The 20,788-nt window shown below is 40.8% G+C and carries 15 protein-coding genes; 5 read left to right on the top strand and 10 right to left on the bottom strand.

Translation table 11 applies throughout. The features are described from left to right. Positions 1 to 384 precede the first annotated feature (384 nt). The 4 genes from J699_RS12220 to J699_RS12235 all read left to right on the top strand — a co-directional run bounded on the left by J699_RS12220 (position 385) and on the right by J699_RS12235 (position 4,545). The gene (locus J699_RS12220; RefSeq protein WP_032867180.1) at positions 385 to 1,389 is read left to right on the top strand and encodes a formylglycine-generating enzyme family protein; all 1,005 of its coding nucleotides are present in this window, start codon (positions 385 to 387) and stop codon (positions 1,387 to 1,389) included. A gap of 21 nt (positions 1,390 to 1,410) precedes the next feature. Next, positions 1,411 to 2,412, top strand: coding sequence for a formylglycine-generating enzyme family protein (locus tag J699_RS12225; RefSeq protein ID WP_032867178.1), 1,002 nt, complete (start codon positions 1,411 to 1,413; stop codon positions 2,410 to 2,412). 28 nt (positions 2,413 to 2,440) lie between these two features. Then, positions 2,441 to 3,418: a formylglycine-generating enzyme family protein gene (locus J699_RS12230; protein ID WP_032867175.1), complete on the top strand. Its 978-nt coding sequence runs from the start codon at positions 2,441 to 2,443 to the stop codon at positions 3,416 to 3,418. A 137-nt stretch (positions 3,419 to 3,555) separates the two neighbouring features. Beyond that, positions 3,556 to 4,545 carry a formylglycine-generating enzyme family protein gene (locus J699_RS12235; protein ID WP_032867173.1) on the top strand — a complete coding sequence of 330 codons (990 nt, stop codon included), beginning with the start codon at positions 3,556 to 3,558 and terminating at the stop codon, positions 4,543 to 4,545. A 22-nt stretch (positions 4,546 to 4,567) separates the two neighbouring features. On the opposite strand, the gene J699_RS12240 is transcribed toward J699_RS12235, so the two are convergent. The 9 genes from J699_RS12240 to J699_RS12280 all read right to left on the bottom strand — a co-directional run bounded on the left by J699_RS12240 (position 4,568) and on the right by J699_RS12280 (position 17,722). Next, positions 4,568 to 7,504 (bottom strand): hypothetical protein, encoded by a 2,937-nt coding sequence (locus J699_RS12240; protein WP_032867170.1) that lies wholly within the window; start codon positions 7,502 to 7,504, stop codon positions 4,568 to 4,570. Between the two features lie 14 nt (positions 7,505 to 7,518). After that, positions 7,519 to 10,284, bottom strand: coding sequence for a type VI secretion system Vgr family protein (locus tag J699_RS12245; protein WP_032868243.1), 2,766 nt, complete (start codon positions 10,282 to 10,284; stop codon positions 7,519 to 7,521). 87 nt (positions 10,285 to 10,371) lie between these two features. Beyond that, positions 10,372 to 11,145 carry a Rossmann-like and DUF2520 domain-containing protein gene (locus J699_RS12250; protein ID WP_032867168.1) on the bottom strand — a complete coding sequence of 258 codons (774 nt, stop codon included), beginning with the start codon at positions 11,143 to 11,145 and terminating at the stop codon, positions 10,372 to 10,374. Positions 11,146 to 11,226: 81 nt separating this feature from the next. Next, positions 11,227 to 12,276: a hypothetical protein gene (locus J699_RS12255; protein WP_032867166.1), complete on the bottom strand. Its 1,050-nt coding sequence runs from the start codon at positions 12,274 to 12,276 to the stop codon at positions 11,227 to 11,229. 184 nt (positions 12,277 to 12,460) lie between these two features. Further along, the gene (locus tag J699_RS12260; RefSeq protein ID WP_032867163.1) at positions 12,461 to 13,876 is read right to left on the bottom strand and encodes an OmpA family protein; all 1,416 of its coding nucleotides are present in this window, start codon (positions 13,874 to 13,876) and stop codon (positions 12,461 to 12,463) included. 304 nt (positions 13,877 to 14,180) lie between these two features. Then, entirely contained in the window at positions 14,181 to 14,750 is a 570-nt protein-coding gene (locus J699_RS12265) for a hypothetical protein (RefSeq protein ID WP_032867161.1), read from the bottom strand. 204 nt (positions 14,751 to 14,954) lie between these two features. Beyond that, positions 14,955 to 16,187 (bottom strand): dihydroorotase, encoded by a 1,233-nt coding sequence (locus tag J699_RS12270; protein WP_032867160.1) that lies wholly within the window; start codon positions 16,185 to 16,187, stop codon positions 14,955 to 14,957. Positions 16,188 to 16,199: 12 nt separating this feature from the next. Beyond that, the gene (locus J699_RS12275; protein ID WP_005286615.1) at positions 16,200 to 17,216 is read right to left on the bottom strand and encodes an aspartate carbamoyltransferase catalytic subunit; all 1,017 of its coding nucleotides are present in this window, start codon (positions 17,214 to 17,216) and stop codon (positions 16,200 to 16,202) included. Positions 17,217 to 17,356: 140 nt separating this feature from the next. Beyond that, on the bottom strand, positions 17,357 to 17,722 hold the full coding sequence (locus J699_RS12280) for a hypothetical protein (RefSeq protein ID WP_032867159.1): 366 nt from the start codon (positions 17,720 to 17,722) through the stop codon (positions 17,357 to 17,359). Positions 17,723 to 18,008: 286 nt separating this feature from the next. Here J699_RS12280 and rlmKL point away from each other — a divergent pair, with 286 nt between their 5' ends. Continuing rightward, positions 18,009 to 20,213 carry a bifunctional 23S rRNA (guanine(2069)-N(7))-methyltransferase RlmK/23S rRNA (guanine(2445)-N(2))-methyltransferase RlmL gene (gene rlmKL, locus J699_RS12285; RefSeq protein WP_032882778.1) on the top strand — a complete coding sequence of 735 codons (2,205 nt, stop codon included), beginning with the start codon at positions 18,009 to 18,011 and terminating at the stop codon, positions 20,211 to 20,213. Here the strand turns inward: rlmKL and J699_RS12290 are convergent. Next, positions 20,206 to 20,646 carry a hypothetical protein gene (locus J699_RS12290; RefSeq protein ID WP_032867157.1) on the bottom strand — a complete coding sequence of 147 codons (441 nt, stop codon included), beginning with the start codon at positions 20,644 to 20,646 and terminating at the stop codon, positions 20,206 to 20,208. The genes rlmKL and J699_RS12290 overlap by 8 nt on opposite strands. Between the last annotated feature and the right edge of the window lie 142 nt (positions 20,647 to 20,788).

Here is a 20,788-nt window from a genome sequence, read left to right as displayed (position 1 = left end):
ACGATTACAACTTTAATTTCCTATAGTCTACCTATTTCTAGCAATAGATCGATTATTAAAAGAATATAAAACAAACTTTTGAGGAGATTTTACTTAATTTTTTAGAGAAACAATCAGGCCATAGCACCTTTTTTAAAATATGGATAAGAATAAAAAGCTAACAAAATTGGATTATATTGTTAAATACTAGGAATTAAATCCAAAGTCTAATATAGATCAATTGAAAATAATCAGCCTTATATATGGCTTTTGCACCAACAACATTATAATTGGTAAGAAGTTTTTAATTACCTCTTAATAGCAACTAACACAAATTAACTTCACTATTTTAATTAGATTGATTAAGATTTCTACCAATTAAATTTAAGCAATTGATTTTTTAGAATGAAAAAGCAGAAGCTATTTTTTATTTTATTCTCAGGCCTAGCTTTAAGCGCTTGTGCCAAATCACCTGAAACCAATCAGAAGGTTATAAAGACCTCACCCGAACTGCAACAAAAAATTCAAAAATTGGTGGAAAAAACCAAAAAGAATATGATCTTTGTTGAAGGTGGTAGCTACCTGATGGGCGATTTCGGACTGGTTACTCCTGAACTTGAGAAAACTGTTTCGAACAGCACGGCAGTAAAGAATTCAAAAGGCAATACTGAAAAACCTGATCACCTGCCTTTCTCACCGGGAAATGACAATAAGGCTCTGCATAAAGTCACACTGAGTAGCTTTAATATGAGTGCCTATAAAACAACATTAGAAGACTTTAATATTTTTACTGAGGCAACAGGACAAATCGAAAGCGCAGACAATAAGCGATATAATCAACGAATTACTCATGAAGTAGCAACAGGTATGGCTTGGCAACAAGCCAAAGATTATTGCCAATGGTTAGGCCAACAAGTAGGCACACCTATGGACCTACCGACTGAAGCACAATGGGAATATGCTGCCAGAAACAAAGGTCAATATACTATTTTTGCGACAAATACAGGTAAAATCGAAGAAGGCAAAAACTTATGGAGTACGGAACAATACGATCAATATATTGAGAAATATAGTCCCTCAACTGCTGTAAATATCCCTGTTCTCGGCAAAAATCCTCCAAACCCTTTAGGTTTTTATGATCTTGTCACTAATAATTATGAATGGATGAATGATTGGTACGATAAAGATTATTATAAATACTCACCTATCGATAATCCTAAAGGGCCTAAGTCTGGAACTGAAAAAGTATTGCGTAGTACAGCTCCAATGGGTGCCGATAATTTAATGATGGCTGATGGTCTTAATATAGAAAGAGCACATGCCTTACCAAAATCAAATGAAGAAAATAAAATGACCTATCGTTTATATGGGGTACGTTGTATAGCGAATACTCAGCATAAATTTAATTAAGTATTTTAGGTTTTCCAAAAGATGATTAAACAGAACATTGCAACAATCTTACTTGTTAGCCTAGCTTTAAGCGCTTGTGCCAAATCACCTGAAACCAATCAGAAAGTTGTAAAGCCCTCACCCGAACTGCAACAAAAAATTCAAAAATTGGTGGAAAAAACCAAAAAGAATATGATCTTTGTTGAAGGTGGTAGCTACCTGATGGGCGATTTCGGATTGGTCACTCCCGAACTTGAAAAAACCGTGCCTGATAGCATGGCGATCAAGAATCCAAAAGGCAATACCGAAAGACCTGATCACCTGCCTTTCTCACCAGGAAATGACAATAAGGCTCTGCATAAAGTCACACTGAGCAGCTTTAATATGAGTGCCTATAAAACCACACTAGAAGACTTTAATATTTTTACCGAGGCAACCGGACAACCTAAGAGCTATTACAATGAACTCTTTACTGCAGAGATCGCCCATGAAATTGCGACAGGTATGGATTGGCAACAAGCCAAAGATTATTGCCAATGGCTGGGACAACAAGTAGGAACGCCTATGGACCTACCGACTGAAGCACAATGGGAATATGTTGCACGAAATAAAGGCCAATATACTGTCTTTGCAACCGATACAGGCAAAGTAGAGCCTGAGAAGAACTTATGGGAAATAAATCAATATGACAATTATAGACATAGTAATAACCCTGATTCAGTACTCGAAACTCCTGTACTTGGAAAAACACCTCCAAATCCGCTAGGTTTTTATGACCTTGTCACCAATAATTATGAATGGATGAATGACTGGTACGATAAAGATTATTATAAATACTCACCTGTCGACAATCCTAAAGGGCCTAAGTCTGGTACTGAAAAGGTATTGCGTAGCACAGCTCCAATGGGTGCCGATAATTTAATGATGGCTGATGGTCTTAATATAGAAAGGGCACATGCCCTACCAAAATCAAATGAAGAAAATAAAATGACCTATCGTTTATATGGGGTACGTTGCGTCGCCAATCTTCCAGACTCTTTTTAAGTCAGCATTCAATTTTAGGTTTTAAAAAATGATTAAACCCACCCTTATAGCTATTATATTTTCTAGTACAGCCTTAACTGCATGTGCAAAACCCGCTTCAGATTCTAGCCAAAAGACACAAACACCAGTTGCCCAGAAAAACCTGCCTGCCGAACAACAAAAGCAATTACAGCAACTCCTAGAAAAAACAAAAAAGAACCTTATTTTAGTCAAGGGTGGAACTTTTATGATGGGTGATTTCGGCCCTGAACATAGTGCCGATAAACTTCCTTACGATGGTAAAGGTGACAGCAAGCCCTTGCATAAAGTCACTTTAGATGACTTTCAATTAAGTGCTACCAAAGCCACCTATGCCGATTTTGATGTCTATACTGATATCACTGGACAAAAGAAGGTTGGAACATTCGATGAACTTTCAATTAAATATCGTATTCCTACAGCTGCCGCAGGAATTAATTGGCAACAAGCTCGAGACTATTGCCAATGGCTCGGCCAACAGCTTAATTTAAAAATGGATTTACCTACAGAAGCCCAATGGGAATATGCTGCCCGTAATCGTGGTCAATATGTTCTTTATGCAACCGACAATGGCAAAATGGATATTGGTCGTAATATCTGGAGCTTTGAGCAGAAAAAAGCCTCTAATAGAAAATTCAAAGCAAGAAAAAATGTATCTACACTCCAGCAATTTCCTCCAAGCCCTTTAGGCTTTTATGACATGCTTACCGACAACTATGAATGGATACTGGACTGGTATGATCCGGAATATTACCGCAAGGCCCCTGAAAAAAATCCGAAAGGCCCTGCAACAGGTACATTAAAAGTTGTACGTAGTTCTGCGCCTGATGATGGTCAGAATATGCATATGGGAGGAAAGGGCTTAACTATGCAACGCCATGCCATAGATCCAGTAGCAGATCCTAAACTTATAGAGTATTACTCTAAAAAAGACTACCCATTTGATTATAATCAAAATAATTCAGTACGTTGTGCAACTCATCACTAAACATATAAAAGATGTGCTTTTAAAAATTTATATACACATAGAAGAAAAATAGCGGTTTTCCATAAATAGTATTAACACAATACGTCTTTATAGAAAATTAACTTTGTTATAAAGTAGGTTTTTATATATACAACCCAATGATTTTCAATAAGATGATGAAACGGAACATAGCTGTTATTTTATTTTCAAGCATTGCATTAAGTGCTTGTGCAAAAACGAACGAAACCACTCAAAAATCTGTAAAGCCCTCTCCTGAGCTACAACAAAAAATCCAGCAATTAGTGGAAAAAACTAAAAAAAATATGATTTTTGTTGAAGGCGGTTCTTTTATGATGGGCGACTTTGGTCCAGTAACCCGTAAAGACAAATTGCCGATTACAGGCCTGTATGCCGCCATGCCACTACATAAAGTCACGCTGGATAGCTATAGCCTCAATGCCTATAAGACAACTTTTGATGATTTTGATATTTATACTGAAGCAACTGGGCAGCAAAAAATCGGGATGCAAGAAGTAACTAAAATATATAGGCAACCTCAAGCCCCTGCTGGAATTAATTGGCAGCAGGCTCAAGATTATTGTCAATGGTTAGGACAACAGGTTGGAATTCCAATGAATCTACCGACCGAAGCGCAATGGGAATATGCTGCACGAAACCGAGGACAATATATTATTTATCCAACCAATAATGGAGAATACGAGCTAGGACGCAATGTTTGGAGCGATGAACAAAGACATGAAGTATCAAAAAAATTAAGTACCAGTACTAAAATTTCAATTTTAGGTCACTTCCCCCCAACTCCATTAGGCTTTTATGATTTAGCAACTGATAATTATGAATGGATGTTGGACTGGTTTGACCCTCAATATTATAAAAACTCACCGGAAATGAATCCGCAAGGCCCAGCTACTGGTACACTTAAATCTGTGCGTAGTAGTTATCAAGAAGGCGCCGCACAAAGTTTGAAACTAGGTGGTACTGTAACTACAATTTATAGAAGTGGTGCAGAGCCTAATCCTCAATTCGATAAAGATGATGAGGACAGTATTAAATATTTAAGCCCCAATACTGCGACCTCTGTACGTTGTGCTTCCAACTCCACCCAACCTTTTCTTAAAAAGCAATAAATATATTATGAACATGGATGGTTTATGCTATCCATGTTTTGTCGTGTACCATTGTAAAGCTCTCTATATCTAACTTATCGACAGGTTGTGGTGCTTGTGCCAAAAATTGTTCTTGTTTATCAATATGTTGTGCAATTTTAGCTTGTACAAACTCTGCTGAACCAAAATTAGCAATTTTATAATCTTTTGGATAAGCCAGAATTCGTTCACCACGCATTTTAAGATATTCATCAATATATTTATTGCCTGATCTATAATTACTTGGAAAATTATGATCTTGATTTATACGTCTTTTAATTTCTTTTAAATCAGCAAGTGGCAATACCCCACTCATGCTACCTCCTAAATTTAAAAAATCTAGCAATTCGCTTTCATTTCCTGCAATACTTTTATCTGATAATTCGCCATCTGAGCTCATATGCTGCAAAGTATTGGTCCAGTGGCTTACCACAGTTACACTCTTAAATAGATTCAATACTGCTTGCTTATGTTCTGGAAGATCATATTCTTTATCCGTACCAAAAAAGCGCCATCCTTCTCTTTCAGCAGGGTCGTTTATCCGAGTCAATAAACTATGTCTAGTGATATGGTAAAGGAAACAGCCACGGCTTTCAGGACTTAAATACTTTATCCATTGCTCTTTTGCATTGATTTTACGGCACATTTCTAGACGTTTTTCAGCAACTCTCATTTTATTTTCAAAAAGTAAAAACTTGTTATTAATAGCCGCAACACTTTTAATAAAGGAACTATCTTTTTCAAAAGGTAGCATCATACTGATTTTATGCAATAAAATAAAATCATCATGTAGCATATAAACCAGTTTTTTAAACGATATATATGTTAACTGATAGGCAATAAATTTAATCAGCTGATCTATTTTATTAAAATCAACCATAAATTCTAATGCCCCCTTACCTCCAACCCCATAACAGGCTGCAATACTAGCTCTAAAACGAAAGGCACCATTGGCAAAATATAATTGAAAATCGGCGCTACCACCAGCTCCTGCACTTAACCCTAAGGTCGGCGAAATTTTTGCTAAATCCGAGAAATCCTTAGGACGTTCAGGGTCTAACCACTGCAAACCACCAAAAGGTGTTATATTTGCCTGTATTCCGGCAAAAGCGTTAATTCCTGCATTAAATTTGTTATCTTCCACCACCTCATCCATTTGACCTTTTTTAATATTCAATACAGCTCTTTTAGATGAGTTCAAACTATTTGCAAGTGTTGCCTTGGGGTCACGCCTCATACTACTCAACATCTGCTGCGTCCCACTATTATTAACTGTAACTGAAAAGGCAGTTGAGGCAGCAAAGACCGCACCAGAAAAACCGTAGATTTCAGCACCACAAATAAAACGAATTGCACCGAGGGGAACATTATCAACTTGTATGACCCAGCCTTGTAAGCTTGGATAAGCCCATAGCCATTTTTTCTTGCCTTCCAGCAACACCATTTTTGCTTGAGCGTAAGCTGAGCCACTTGCTTGAAACCCTTTAGTACCCCACTTTACAGTACCGTCATAGCCAGTACCTGCAATCAAGCGTAGCCATTGTGCTTGTACATCTACCGTTGAGGATTCACTGTTTTGATAGCTTTCGACCAACTCTGTTGCAGTAATGCCGAATAGCTTTGGGTCAGGAATCATAATAACCGACTTTTCTCCTTTGGTTTTATATAATTCCCTATGAATATCATCAACTGTTTTACTAAAGTTTTTCTCGAATGCTTTCGTATCCATCGCATACTGATGCCCTTCTTTAACACCAGCTTTCACCGTATCAGCTTCATTCTTCCAAGGTACCTGATATTTCAAACTATACTCAAATTTATTTAAGCGATTATTCTTATTCTTAATATGCTGGCTTGCATTGGTATACTTTCGCACTGCATTTAGCTTTTGCTGACCAGTTTCAGTCGTAAACATTTCAAAAGCGAGCACTTCACGAATATCAGCTTTATTTGCGAACTTTTGATTTAACACTTTAATCGCATCGTCCTGAGCAAGTCCTAGGTTCTTTTCCGCCTCACGAATCTGTTCAGGCGTTTTGGATTCTAATGCCATTAAGGTATTTACTTTCTCTCGGCGTTCATGCACATTTTTCATGGCATTTGTTAAGCTTCCAGAGATTTCCAAGAAGTCTTTAAAATCTTGCGCACTCAGGACATAAATTTCTTTAGTGGCAGGATCAACAATAATTGGAATATCTTTTTTACCTGCCAATTTTGCTGTATTTTTAATATCAGGAGTCATTACCGCAGGGGCAGTTTTAACATATTGCGTTCGTACAACCTCTTGGTGAGCATAAAAAGGTCGTACGGTCTCTGTCACAACTTTGATACTGCCTAAGTCTCCTCCATAAAACCTAAACTTTACAGCACGATCAATCAAATGTTGTTGGGTCAGTCCTGCTCTTTCTGTCTTCAGTCCTTTAAGCTCTTTATTATTGAATTTAAGAATATTGCCACTTTCATCTAGTACATCGTAGTTAAGACGTGTCTTAAATAATCTCTTTAAATGATCTTTTAATTCAACAAGAATATAAGGTCTTAACCTTAGGACAATTACTTGCACCTTGGGTTCAAGCATCAGAGGCACTGGAGTCTGTTTCGTTTTTTTATTGAGAATGTCATTCAGTCCAATCTTTTTATTTTGTATTTGATTGATACTATCCAGTATCTGATTATTTATAAAAATAGCAGATGCATCTTGATTATACAGGGCTGGGATAATATATCCCCCTTTACCCTGTCTCATTTTTGGATTAAAAACTTGCAACTTGATTGAAGTTAAACCTGTCACTTCAAATATATTGGTTTCACCTGTTACTGCTGTTTTTTCCTGAGATAATACTTTACCATTTGCGATAACCGTATATGCTACACCAGCCAAGGGTGTATTACCTGTGTCACCCAGTAATAACTGTAACTTATATTTTGTCTTATTCGTCATTATATTTTCTAACCTCAATTCAATTGGCTGATTTGGTATCCCTTATGATCTTCATCATCAATCAGGATATTCACCTTTTGTGGGCCCGCACTCTCGACTCTTTGTGTTTCACCTTTGGCATTGGTCTTTCCTTTCTTCACGGTGCCATCTGCCAAATACATCATATAGTTTTTATTCTTTAGGGGTTCTCCGAGACTATCAGTAACCTGATAAGTTAAATAACATGGAGAGCTATTAAATTTCCTTTCTGGAGCCTCAACCTTCGCCCCACCCATAAACAAATGTTGCCCTGCCTTTACTTCAAACTTACCGCCTGTTACTGGGAAGATACCCGAGCCATCCAGCTTAATCTGAGAACCACCCGCAGTAATCACAATCTCTTTCGGACTGGTAATTTCAATACGATCTTCGGTTGAAATAATCTGGATGCCTTGCTTGGCCAGTAAATCCATTCCATCGCCTTGGGCCTGAACTTCAAACTTGCCTTTCGCAGCAACCTGTTTAATGCCATTCTGCGCTGCAAACAGACTCGCTTTTCCACTGACATGAGCTACCAGATTTTTTTGCGTGCTTAAGTTGATACTATCACCGGCAAACTGGTTGATCTGCCCATCAGCAGATAAATGAATATCTTCATTAGTGCTCAGGCCAATGCCTGCTGGCGAACTCAATAACAGCATGGCCTTGTTAAACTTGGCAATATCCGCTTCAATTTCATCAGCAAATGCTTTCAGTTGATCCAATGATTCAATCTCATCAGTCTGCTGGTTTTTGGCCACTTCGCTTAAGGCTTTAGCATTGCTTAGGTTGCCTTCAAGCTGCTGTTTAGCAGGCTGTGCATCCAGATGTTCGCCTTGTGCCTGATCCTGTTTGTGCGTGGAAACGAGTAAACCTTCTCCGGCTCGCACGGCTCCCCATTGATCGGTACGCAGTTCAAAACCTTCGCCGCGGTCTTCGCTTTCTGCCTTGTCTTTGGGATGACTCAGTTTACCTAAGTTAAGTTGACTGGCAGCATGGCTGCTTTGCAGTTGTGCACTGATCTGTCCAGTGGTGTCATCAAAGCGTAACTGGTTAAAGCCTTCGCCCTGATATTCTTTCGATTTGATCCCGGCCAGTTTTTTGGTATCTGGCAGCTTACCGGCATTGTCGAATTTGCTTGGGCTGCGTTGGGCTTCGTGAATACGTCCGACCACAAAGGGACGGTCAATGTTGCCATCAAAGAAGTCGATCACCACGATTTCATTGATACGCGGCAGGAAGCGTGCGCCATAGCCTTCTCCGGCCCACGGGGTCAGTACATCAACCCAGGCTGAATCGGTATCGTTGTCATTGGCCCCTGCACCACCATCGTGACTGTGGTCTTCACTACGGGTAAACAGGAAACGAACTTTGATCCGTCCCCATTCATCCACGTGAATTTCTTCGCCGCTTGGCCCAACCACTTTGGCACGTTGTGGTGAAGCGGCTGGGCGGTGTTGTAATGGGTTAAATTCAGGAACGGTTTTGATATTGCGTCGTTGCAGGATCAGCTGATTGGCTTGGCGTTCTTCTGTATTGCTTTGTTGACTTGGCTGCCAGTTGCTTTGGGCCAATAGCTGATGAATCTGCTGGTGCAGATCTTTAGGCAAGTTGTTCTGATTGTAGAAGTGTTTGCCTGTGATCAGGAATTCTTTATCACTGCCATCGTGTTGGTCTATTTCAGGGTGTTCGGCCAGTTCAAACCAGTAACCGACATGGGTGTCACGGACGGTGGTCTTCGCCACGAACTGTTTCGATTGGAGGTCGTAATATTGTCCGAGGTTCTGATTGAGCTTTTCAATCTGGGCATTGCCGGACTGGGTTGCACCATCTTCACCATTCAGGTCTTGCATCCAGGCAGGTGAAAAATGCCAGGCCTGTTCCAGCCCCAGACTGGCATTGTCATGTTGTTCGCTGTGTTTATGCGTACTTTGGACACTGCCTGCACCGTCTTCCTGTTCCAGTGCATCGGCTTGCCAGCGTTGTACATGGACTGCACTAGGTTGTAATGAGCGTTGTCCGACCAGACTGGTCATGCTGTCGTATTGTTCGGTGGCACTGCTGCGGTGATAACGGATCTGGTGACGGTCTAAGGCCTGATACTGGCTATTGTCATCAATCAGACGCAATTTTTGCGGCTGAATCGCAGCACTACTTTGTGGAACTGTTCTTTCTGCTTCATCCACCAGCCAGTTGATGCCTTCGCTACGTAGCAAACGGGTGACAAAGTCATAGTCGCTCTCATTGGACTGCATTATGAATGGGCGGACATCGTAGTCCTGACTGAGTCCACTGAGGTCTAGCGTTAGGCTTGAGGCAAATAAGGGGCTTTTTTGTTGCCATTCCTTAAAGACAACTTCCACCACATCGCGCACGCTTTTATTCATAAACACACGGCTGTTACGGCGTTGTTTCCACAGTGCGGTTGGGTCTTCGAGTGTGAGTTTATAGAGGGTTAAACTACCGTCCGACTGGCCTTGCAAAGCTTGGGTGATAATGCCTGTGACACGGCTGAGTTGCCCCTGATCGGTGACGGTATCAATCGCGGCTTGGCTGCCGATGAACTGTTTCAGGGGAATGCTGGCATTGGTCGACAGGCAGATCAGCTCAGCCTTAAAACCGGCGTTCAGCGCATGCTGACCATCTATGCGTTGCAGGAAAACTTGGGTATTTAAATTTTGATTCGAAAACTGAATATGAATGGCACGTTTTTGTGCTGTAAGGCCGAGACTCTCTAAAGCTTGAAATATATTAGCCAACATCTTTTTATAAAATATAAAATAAAATTTTATTAATATTATACAAAACAGACTGATTTGTCTATTTTGTATACTTATTGTTAAAAGGTGCTATTGATGCCGTTTTAATATCGCTTCACTCATTAAAGCATAGATATTCTGCAAGTCAGCACGATTAGAATCTCCCAATAACTGCTGATGCATATTTAATATATTGTGGTCTCCTCGCATCGCGGGACCAGTCTGCATATCCTTGGGATCATTAGTCGTAGCTTTGTTTGCAGTCTCTAAAATCAGTGGATGGAGTAAGCTAAAATCCACCTGCTCGTCATCGACAATCTGCTTTGCCATGTCATAACAGTAATTACTGAAATTGCAAGCAAATACTGCTGCCAAGTGTAAAGTTTGACGTTGAGTAGAGCTATATTGATAGACACGATGGCTTAAACTGTTTGCTAATTCCGTCAAAAAAGTTAAATCCTGTGGCTCAACAGCTTCGACAAACACCGGCGTTTCTGCCCAGTTTACGTCCCTGTCAAAACTAAAGGTTTGCAAGGGATAAAACACACCTGCCCGATGATGACTGTTTTGCAGAACCGACACACTGGTACTGCCTGAGGTATGCACAATCAGATTGTCTGATAAATAAGGTGCAATCGACTCAATTACACTGGAAATTGCCTGATCACTGACCGCAATAATCACCAAATCTGTTTGCGGATCAAGCTGCCTCACATCATCAATTGCCTGAGCACTGACAAGATTGGCAAGGGTCTGGGCACGCTGTAAGTCTCGACTAAAGATCTGAACAATCTGGTGCTGTAACTGTAAGACTTTAGCTAAATGTGTGGCAACACGCCCTGCACCGATCAATGTAATTTTCATAAACTTTATCTAAACACGTGATTTGCTTAAGCATGCCAATAAAAAAAGGACGAATCAATTCGTCCTTTTCTGCTTGTTCACTTAATTGACATTATTTAAGTAAACAACGCGTTCAATCGTGCGCTGAATAAAGCATTTGGTATATTGCATGTCCTGATCTTGCTTATGCATCGCGTCATTCCAGTAACCCGCCTGCTTCTGATAGGTTTCGCGATCTTTCTCAGGCGTATCATAGACACTTTTCTGTGAGAGCACTTTACAATCTACATCGCGTTTCTCAAACCAGTCTGACTGGTCCTGCTGCAATTGTGTCTTCTGCTCGGCACTGAACTTGTCCCAGGTCTGGTTCAAACGCTCAACCTGCTTGCTCTTTTCCGCATCCAGCTCTTTTTTACGGATATCCATTGCTTTTTGCGCCAGATCCATCTGAGCAGATGAATTTGCATCATACTCCTGCTGAGCCTTTTCGCTATTCTGTTCAATCAGGCGATTTTCTTTGAGGTAGGCCATGTAATGCACTGCTTTGGTTGCCATAAACACCACCCCGTCAATCACGGCGTTTTGATCCGGAATATTCAATACCACACCGTCTTTATCCGTCTTGGTCAGGTTATAGGTAAAGTCACCACGCAACTGGTCATCTTCAAGCTTTAATGGATAGTCGCTATCTGAGAAATAATCACCCAAGGTATAGGTTGACTGCCCTTCATCCTCGCCATCTCTCTGATATTTCTGCTCTTCGAGATAAGCATTTTCAGCACGTTTCTGTAAGCCTTTAGGGAATGAAATCACCAGCTGACTATCACAATCTAATAATGTTTTTGAAGCTTGCTCAGTGTCCGTATTATCTAAAGTCCGCACATTTTTGATTTCAAATTTCAGACCTTTGTTAATCTTATCCAGCACATCATAATCTGCCTGATATTCACTTTCACGCAAGCTACGATCAATCTGCTTTAAATATGCCTTTTTTAATGCAGCCTGAATATTATTCAGGTTATCCTGATTGGTACAGCTCCATTCGGACACTGCGGCTTCAACATTTTCAACTTTATCTTTAGGTTTGAATTTATCGCATCCTGTCAATAAAACTGCTACGGTTAAAGAGGTGAATATAAAAAACTTATTCATATTAATTACCCTGTTATCTTGTTTTTTTCGGGCGTATTCTACTCAATTTAACTCGACTTATTCGAGTCTTTTCTTATATTTGATTTAAATAAATTTAGAGATCGGATTTTTAATCCATTTATTAGATAAAATTAAAGGAGCTATCGACTGAATAGCTCCTTTATATTATGTTTTAACGCTGATTTTATGGCGTAACTGAGAACTCAATACGGCGGTTTTTAAAACGTCCTTCTTCAGTGGTATTATCTGCTACCGGATTATCTGCGCCATGACCTACCGCTGTAAGCTGATCAGCAGAGACACCCTGACTGACCAAATAATCCACCACGGCTTGAGCACGTTTTTGCGATAGGGTTTTATTGCTATTGGCATTACCGGTTGAGTCGGTATAGCCCGCTACCGTTAATTTTGCATCTTTGGTATTTTTCATTAAAGCTGCAGCTTTATCCAGAATGGCTTTATTTTCATCTGGAATCTGGTTTGATGCAGTTGCAAAATTGATAATCTGTAAATTTAAAGCCTTAATCACATCATTAATATCTACCTGACTGGCATCAATATTTGCCAAAGCATCCTGTGCGGCATTTAAACTATGGCTCACAGAGTCTGCCGCAGTCATAGGTGCTTCAACCACCACTTCGGTATTAGGCACGAGCCCTTTAATTTTCCCAAGTAGATCATTCAGTTGATTCGCATCTCCACCTTTCAGGGTAATCTTGTCACCAATCCAGTCTAGAGAAACATTCGGTACACCTTTAAGCAGACCTAAAACACCAGCAAGGCCCGCCTGATCCATAAATGTTCCAGCATGCTTGGTTGTGGTATCAACGCTACATTGCTGATTTGCAGAAAATACTTCTTTCACTTTGGCCTGTATAGTCGCCAAAAACCCTTGATCCCCCACGCCCACCTGACATTGCGCCAAGTTACCCGAAGCATCTGTGGTTAAGGATAAGCTTGCTGGCGCAGCATCTGTCGCCACTTGTGAAGCTGAATTCGCCTCATCATTTACCGGAGTAGTGGTTTGTTTATGCTGGCATGACTTCCACAACCAGGCCACCAGTAAACCGAGAATGATAATGGCTACAATCGGCAACCAGGCACGTGATTTGTTCGCTGGTGCTGCCGAGCCTTGGGCGAAATTTGATGTTGATGCAGAGGCGCTGGAGACCAGACCCAGAGGTGCTAACAGACCGACCGCCCATGCGGGTAACAGAGCGCGGATCGAATCCATATGCTGTTTTAAATAATTCACAATACTTTGTGTATCATTTCCCGCTTCATTAGTTAAAGCGGCCAGACTTTTTGGAATCGCCTGATTCAGCGTCTGTTCTGTTTCGGCACTGGAAAGCTGCCCGTTACTTAAATTGGTCAGAAGCGCGTTCTTGACTTGTTCATTATGGCCTAATAAATCTGATAATGACGGTGAAATCGAATCTTTTAATTTCTGAATAAGTTCAGGCCTTGCCGCCAAGATAGAAAGTAAAATGGGATAAAACCTGGATAAAAGAGCACTTTTTTCGTTTACCAGACCCTCTTGATCATTTACGATCAACGAAGTCACTTTCTGCTTTAACAGTTCCATTGGGTTTATTGACATTGTTATTCACTCCAACACATTAAATTTATAATATTCAGAACACTCAAGAAATGCTAAAAAATTAAGCTCAAGTGAACTGCTGCTTTTTCATTCTAATCTTTTGTATTTTTTTTATTCGTTTTGATATCATTTAAATACAATACTTACATCACAATTTACAAATAAAAATATGAAATCTGCATGTTTATTTAACAGTTCAGGCCCTGCCGTTGGTATCACCAAGCACATCCACAACTACTTAATTTCTTTATTTTTACTTTAAAAATCAGAACAATATAAAAACCAATATTAATCGCATCCGACCTCATTTACTGAGATGGTATAAAAAGATTAGGGAAAAACCAAAAAGTAGCGTAAGAAACGGAAAAATCTTGTTGGTTTTTTTCGCATCGGGAACACTCGGAATTGTAGGAATGACATCAAGCACTTGCTCTTGTAGAGCACTTTCATTTAATTGCGACAAGACTTCAGTGGTCCAGCACGGTAATAAAGAATAAATAGAGGCCTTATGGTCTCTTAAATAGTAAATGATCCTGATCGCATCATTACCTACTTCATTGGAAAGGACCGCCAGACTTTTAGGAATTGCCCGATTTAAGGTAATTTCAACCTCAGCCACAGACACTTTTCCGGCGGCCAGTCTTAACAGCAATGCATTTTTGACCCGTTCATTGTCTTCCAGCAGGTCTGAAATTGAAGGGGTTAATTTCTCTCTTAATTTATCGACCAGTTCCGGCTTTTCCAGAAAACGATATAATAAGACAGGGTAAAATCTTGATAAAACATCATTTTTTTCATTCACAAGACTAGTTTGATCATTCACAATCACAGATGAAACTTTTTGTTTAAGCAACTCCATCGGATGTATAGACATTGTTTAAGCTCCAATTATTAGAATGGATTATTTCTCTTTTTTATAATTTTATGTAAGACATCTCTCATTTATATCATCACTTTAAGCTGTTTTTCTTGTTTTTCATCAATTCTATAAAATTTAAATACAATATCTACATCACAGTTTACAAAGCGGAACAAGACTTAGCTCCTGTTCCGCTTGATATAAAAAGGAATTAATCTGTTATGCGAAGGTCTTCACAACCTTGCCGGTCAATTGCTGACCGATAAGCGGAGTATTCTTGCCTTGTGAAAGAATGGTCTCTTTAGACACCGTCCATTGCAGTTCTGGATCAATCAGCACCCAGCCTGCTTCCTGCATCCAGCGTTCTGTCATATTAGCAACTTGTGCTGGCGTCGAGGTCACTTTTGCGGCCCATTCCAACGGCTCGAACAGTCCTTCCTGAATCAGTTGTACGCCTAAAGCCACATAGGTATCGAATGCCGTAATCCCCGGTTGGGTTTCTGCAAACGGGGCCATTTTCGCCGAGCTACTCAAAGGTTCATGATGGGTACAGATGGCGTCGATAACACCTTCTTTGACACCTTGACGTAATAATTGCTTATCCTGTTCCGAACGTAATGGCGGACGTACATGCGCAAGCGCGTTAAAGCCGTCAGTCAATTGCTCGGTAAGATGCAACTGATGCATAGCCACATCTGCGGTTACCGGTAAGCCTTTGGCCTTTGCTGCACGGATTAAATCGACCGATGCACCGCAAGACAACAAACCAAAGTGTGCTCTTACCCCAGTTGCTTCAATCATCAGAAGGTATTTGGCAATCGCAACGGTTTCTGCAATCGCTGGAATCATCGGTAAACCTTGGCGAGAAGCGATAAAACCTTCATGCGCACAACCGTCTTTGGCAATTTGTGGTTCTTCGGCATAGAACACTACGGTTAAACCCAAGCCAGCGGCATATTCAAGGGTACGGATCACCACATCATCATTTTCAAATGCCGCATTGGCATTTGAAACCGCAGTACAGCCACCCTTCTTTAAACTGGCCATATTGGCAGGTTGCTTGCCATTTAAACCTTGGGTTTGTGCGCCAATGATATGCAAGTAGATACCACCATCCAGTTGCGCTTTTTCAATCAGGCCATGAATCAGGGCACCATTGTCCTGCACAATCGGTTTTGAGTCTGGCGGTGTGATGACATGCAAAATACCGTTGGCACGTGCAGCCTTTCCTTCCGATTTCAAGGTGCCATGCTGCTGCTGGCCTGGCTCACGTAAACGTGCACACAAATCTACCATGGTCGGCATCAACCATTTGCCTTGACCATTGAGTGTTTCATCAACCTGGTCAACGGCATCAATGCGCTTACCATTTTCAATATAAACCGTTTGCACCTGATCAGTCTGTTGAATCGGATCGAGCACACGGACATTTTCAATTTTTACAATACTCATGTGATCTATCCCTTACAGTGCAATCGCTTCAATTAAACCTTGTTCTTGTAATTGCCCTTGCATCGCAAGTGCCAGTACTGCCATACGAACGGCAATACCGTTGGTGACCTGTTTTAAAATCACCGACTGATCACCATCTGCCACGCTCGAGTCAATTTCCACACCACGGTTCATTGGTCCAGGATGCATCACGATACAATCCGGCTTCGCCAGTGCCAGACGCTCTTTGTTTAAGCCGTACATTTTGTAGAATTCAGCCTGTGATGATAAGGCTGGTGAGTCGATCCGTTCATTTTGAATACGTAAGGCAATAATCACATCACAATCTTTCACACCTTCATCCATTTTATTAAACAGACGAACATGTTCACCATATTCATTAAAGCCGACGGGCAATAAGGTATTGGGTGCAATTACACGGATATCTTTACAACCCAATGTTTGCAATGCAGCGACATTCGAACGTGCCACACGTGAATGCTTGATATCCCCGATAATGGCAACCGTCAGTTCTTCAAAGGGTTTCTTGGTTTCACGGCGAATGGTCAGCATATCCAGCATGGCCTGAGTTGGATGCGCATGGCGACCATCTCCTGCATTGATAATCGCGACCTTTGGACAGACATCTTTGGCAATAAAATGTGCTGCCCCTGATGAGGAGTGACGTACCACGAAAATATCTGCCGCCATGGCTTCCAGATTCCACAAGGTATCACGTAGCGTTTCTCCTTTTGAGGTACTTGAACGCGCAATATCGATATTCAAGACGTTGGCAGACAGACGTTTTGCTGCCGCTTCAAAGGTGGTACGGGTACGGGTGGAGTTTTCAAAGAACAGATTCATGACCGTCAGTCCTTCAAGTAACGGACGGTTGATCAAATTATTATTTTCATCTAAAAAGCTTTGCGCTGTATCTAAAATCTTGGTCAAGGTTTCTTTAGAAAGACCCTCAATTGTTAAAAAGTGTTTTAGATTTCCTTGTTGGTTGAGCTGGATCTGACTCAAAGTATGCAATGCCGCCAAGTGCATAAGAGATTCCTAACACGTTAAGTTAAGGCATTATACAGACTTTAGTTTTGCTGCGTCGTTGAAGTTTTCAGCACTTAAGTAAAAAAGGATGTATTCCCCTTACATCCTTTTTATTTTCTCCTCTTTAAATGACTTATAACTTAGCGTAATGCACCAATATAGTGATGATGCACCTGAGCCTGATAAATTTCTTCCTCGGTCACTTCCATTGAGTAGGCATCTGAAACCATATCTTTTTCAACATTCAATTTATTCTCCAGTACAGGTGAAGAAGCTTCAGGATATAACGCAATCAATGGACTCAGGCGTGCCACAAAGCGCTGCAATTCTGGATCTTGCGTTTCGAGAGCAATGTCCAGTACATGTTTGGCATACTCCTGATTATTGACCAGATACATCACATCGATGACACGTCCACAAACACGTCTTAAGCGGACATACATTTGAGTTGCAATCGTAAAAGCTTCGGCATTGACCAGTACTTCATTGTTCATGCTTTCTTTCATAACATCCCCATAGCCTAAAATTAAAATTCTTAATTTTCATCAGCTTTAAGTAAAATTACTCACTGATGTAGTACTGATTTAGAAAGCAAAACATGTACCAACTTTTCAACAAGTCAATTCTCAGCACGACATCAACTGACATTAAAAAAGTTGAGGCCGACAACATTTCGTCAAAAAAGTAGGATGAATTGCTGATAAAGCTAACAATCACACAAATATGCACCGACAGAACAAACAAAAATCAGTTAAAATAGCCGATTGCTGAACTGCTTTTTTGGAAATGTGCATGAATTCTACACAACGTCTGACAAACTATTGGGTGACCTGTGCGGATGGACTTGAAACCTTATTACAACAAGAACTCGAAGATTTAGGGATTCAGAACATTCAACGCTTCGCTGGACGTTTGGTTTTTAAAGGCACACTCGAAAATGCATATCGCATTTGTATGTGGTCGCGTCTTGCCTCTCGCGTACTGTTACCGATTCATACCCATGAACTTGAACATACCCATGACGCACGTGATGTTGCTGAAGAACTCTATGAAGGTGCGATCAGCTTTGACTGGTCTTTGATTTTTGCACCACAAAGTACTTTTGCCATTCGTTTGCATGTTGAACGTGAAATTAAGGTCAATACCCAGTTTGCGACACTCCGTGTTAAAGATGGTGTGGTCGACTCCTTTATGGAAGCTGTGGGCAAACGTCCAAGTATTGATATCAAGCAACCAGAAATCACACTCTATGTATTGGCGGGGAAAAACGAACATACCTATTGCCTGGACTTATCTGGTGATTCTTTACATAAACGTGGCTATCGCCGTTTTATGACCGATGCCCCAATTAAAGAAAATCTGGCTGCGGCAATTTTACAGAAAGCACAACTGGCACAATATCAACCCGATATTATCCTCGATCCAATGTGTGGTTCAGGTACCTTTATTATTGAATCACTCTTGATTCTGACGGACCGCGCACCTGGTCTGGTTCGCCGTTTTGGTTTTAATGGCTGGCATGGACATGACCATGAATTATGGATGACCCTCAAAGCCGAAGCCGCCGAGCGTCATGAAAAAGCCTTACAGCAACCCTTACCCCAATTCTATGCCTATGATGCCGACTGGGAAGCAGTAAAAGCGACACGCCAGAACATTATCGCTGCCGGTTTTGAAAAGTTACTGGATCAGATCCAGATTGAAGAACGTACTTTGGCCGACTGGGATGATTTCCATGCCGAAGGTAAAAAAGCTTTCATCGTTACCAATCCACCGTATGGCGAACGTTTAGGTGATAAAGCATCGAATCGTTCTTTATATCTCGGTTTATCTGCTTTACTGCAAAAGAATTTCCCAAATCAGCGTGCAGCCATCATCGCCGCTCAAATTGAACAGGCAGACGTACTGGCATTTAACGACCCACAAACCTTGCGTTTGATGAACGGTAAATTACCGATCTATACCCGTTTTGGTACAGTCAAACCTGCGACTGTAACCCAGCCCTTCCTGGCCAATTGGCAACCACAACAATTTGAACCGATTGAAGGTGCCGAAGACTTTACCAACCGTTTGCAAAAGAATATGCAAACTTTGAAAAAGTGGGCAGTGAAAGAAAACATCTATTGCTTACGTTTGTATGATGCAGATTTACCAGACTTTAATATTGCAGTTGATTTGTATGGTGACAAATTGCATGTACAAGAATATGCACCACCAAAGAAAATTGACCCAGAGAAAGCAAAAAAACGTTTTAACCTTGGTCTGGCAGCGATCCGAGCGGTCACAGGACTCAATCGTGATGCGATCTTTATTAAAACCCGTGCTCGCCAAGCCGGAACAAATCAGTACACCAAACAGAGTACGGCTTCTAAACGCTTTATCGTTCAGGAAGGCAATGCGCGTATTCTGGTAAATTTAACCGATTATCTAGATACAGGTCTATTCCTGGATCACCGCCAGATGCGTTTGCGTATTGCCAAAGAAGCACGCGGCAAGCATTTCCTGAATCTGTATAGCTACACGTCTACGGCCAGCTTACATGCTGCTTTAGGTGGTGCAGCCAGTACCACCAGTGTCGATTTATCTAATACTTATTTAAGCTGGTCGAAAGAGAACTTTGTTCTGAATGGTTTAACCGTAGATCATGCCGATGAACAACATATGTTCTTCGCCAGTGACTGCTTTGAGTGGCTTAAAGAAGGTCATGAGCAATATGATCTGATCTTCATTGATCCACCAACCTTCTCTAACTCGAAGAAGTTCTATGGTACCTTTGACGTACAGCGTGACCATGTTTCATTGCTTAAACGCGCGATGAACCGCCTAACCAGTGACGGTACGCTTTACTTCTCAAATAACTATCGTGGTTTTGAGCTAGATGAAGAGATTGAGGCCATGTATCAGGTCGAAGAAATCACTTCTGAAACCATTGGTCTGGATTTTAAACGCAATCAGAAAATCCATCGTGCCTGGAAGATTCAACATCCAGCTATTTAACTACGAGTTCTGCTTTAACGTCATCATTATAAGTTACGTGAACATTGCCTGATTCAAACTCATAAATCATGTAGCGATCAGGTGGCTGTTCATGTGGTTTGATTGTGGCTGTTCTCTTATCTCTAGGATCAACAGCCATGACTTTTTTCTGTTCTTCGTGTGCTGATAACACGCCATTTAAAATGGTACTAACACGGATTTCACTTAAGTATTGATCACTAAGAGTACGTTGCGAACGCCAGCGTTCTTCTTCTGGTTTAAGAGCATCGTTTTGGGCTTTAATAATAATGCTGGGTAATGCGTTATTCAGCACGCCTGTTTGTAAAGCCAACGTTCCTTCACTCAAAGGCTGTGCGGCATTCGCCATGGAAGAGAAGATCGTCATCAACAAAACTACACCTAGATGCGTGTAATGATGTCTATTTTTTTGCATTTTAATTCATCCTGAATCTTGTTCTTATTTATTTTGAAGCTATCAAGTTTTTATAGCAGTGGCAATGTCATTGGTAATATTCCTGTAAAAATCTGACCAGATGCACCAATACAAAAAAAGATGGTGATTTTCATCACCATCT

This window comes from Acinetobacter sp. 1000160 (assembly GCF_000588715.1).
Taxonomy (GTDB): Bacteria; Pseudomonadota; Gammaproteobacteria; order Pseudomonadales; family Moraxellaceae; genus Acinetobacter; species Acinetobacter courvalinii.
This window is presented reverse-complemented; position numbering and strand designations above follow the sequence as displayed.

What these genes read in the sequence shown, in the direction of transcription:
- J699_RS12220 (WP_032867180.1), top strand. Translation starts at nt 385, where the DNA reads ATGAAAAAGCAGAAGCTATTTTTTATTTTATTCTCAGGCCTAGCTTTA.
- J699_RS12225 (WP_032867178.1), top strand. Translation starts at nt 1,411, where the DNA reads ATGATTAAACAGAACATTGCAACAATCTTACTTGTTAGCCTAGCTTTA.
- J699_RS12230 (WP_032867175.1), top strand. Translation starts at nt 2,441, where the DNA reads ATGATTAAACCCACCCTTATAGCTATTATATTTTCTAGTACAGCCTTA.
- J699_RS12235 (WP_032867173.1), top strand. Translation starts at nt 3,556, where the DNA reads ATGATTTTCAATAAGATGATGAAACGGAACATAGCTGTTATTTTATTT.
- J699_RS12240 (WP_032867170.1), bottom strand. Translation starts at nt 7,504, where the DNA reads ATGACGAATAAGACAAAATATAAGTTACAGTTATTACTGGGTGACACA.
- J699_RS12245 (WP_032868243.1), bottom strand. Translation starts at nt 10,284, where the DNA reads ATGTTGGCTAATATATTTCAAGCTTTAGAGAGTCTCGGCCTTACAGCA.
- J699_RS12250 (WP_032867168.1), bottom strand. Translation starts at nt 11,145, where the DNA reads ATGAAAATTACATTGATCGGTGCAGGGCGTGTTGCCACACATTTAGCT.
- J699_RS12255 (WP_032867166.1), bottom strand. Translation starts at nt 12,276, where the DNA reads ATGAATAAGTTTTTTATATTCACCTCTTTAACCGTAGCAGTTTTATTG.
- J699_RS12260 (WP_032867163.1), bottom strand. Translation starts at nt 13,876, where the DNA reads ATGTCAATAAACCCAATGGAACTGTTAAAGCAGAAAGTGACTTCGTTG.
- J699_RS12265 (WP_032867161.1), bottom strand. Translation starts at nt 14,750, where the DNA reads ATGTCTATACATCCGATGGAGTTGCTTAAACAAAAAGTTTCATCTGTG.
- J699_RS12270 (WP_032867160.1), bottom strand. Translation starts at nt 16,187, where the DNA reads ATGAGTATTGTAAAAATTGAAAATGTCCGTGTGCTCGATCCGATTCAA.
- J699_RS12275 (WP_005286615.1), bottom strand. Translation starts at nt 17,216, where the DNA reads ATGCACTTGGCGGCATTGCATACTTTGAGTCAGATCCAGCTCAACCAA.
- J699_RS12280 (WP_032867159.1), bottom strand. Translation starts at nt 17,722, where the DNA reads ATGAAAGAAAGCATGAACAATGAAGTACTGGTCAATGCCGAAGCTTTT.
- rlmKL (WP_032882778.1), top strand. Translation starts at nt 18,009, where the DNA reads ATGAATTCTACACAACGTCTGACAAACTATTGGGTGACCTGTGCGGAT.
- J699_RS12290 (WP_032867157.1), bottom strand. Translation starts at nt 20,646, where the DNA reads ATGCAAAAAAATAGACATCATTACACGCATCTAGGTGTAGTTTTGTTG.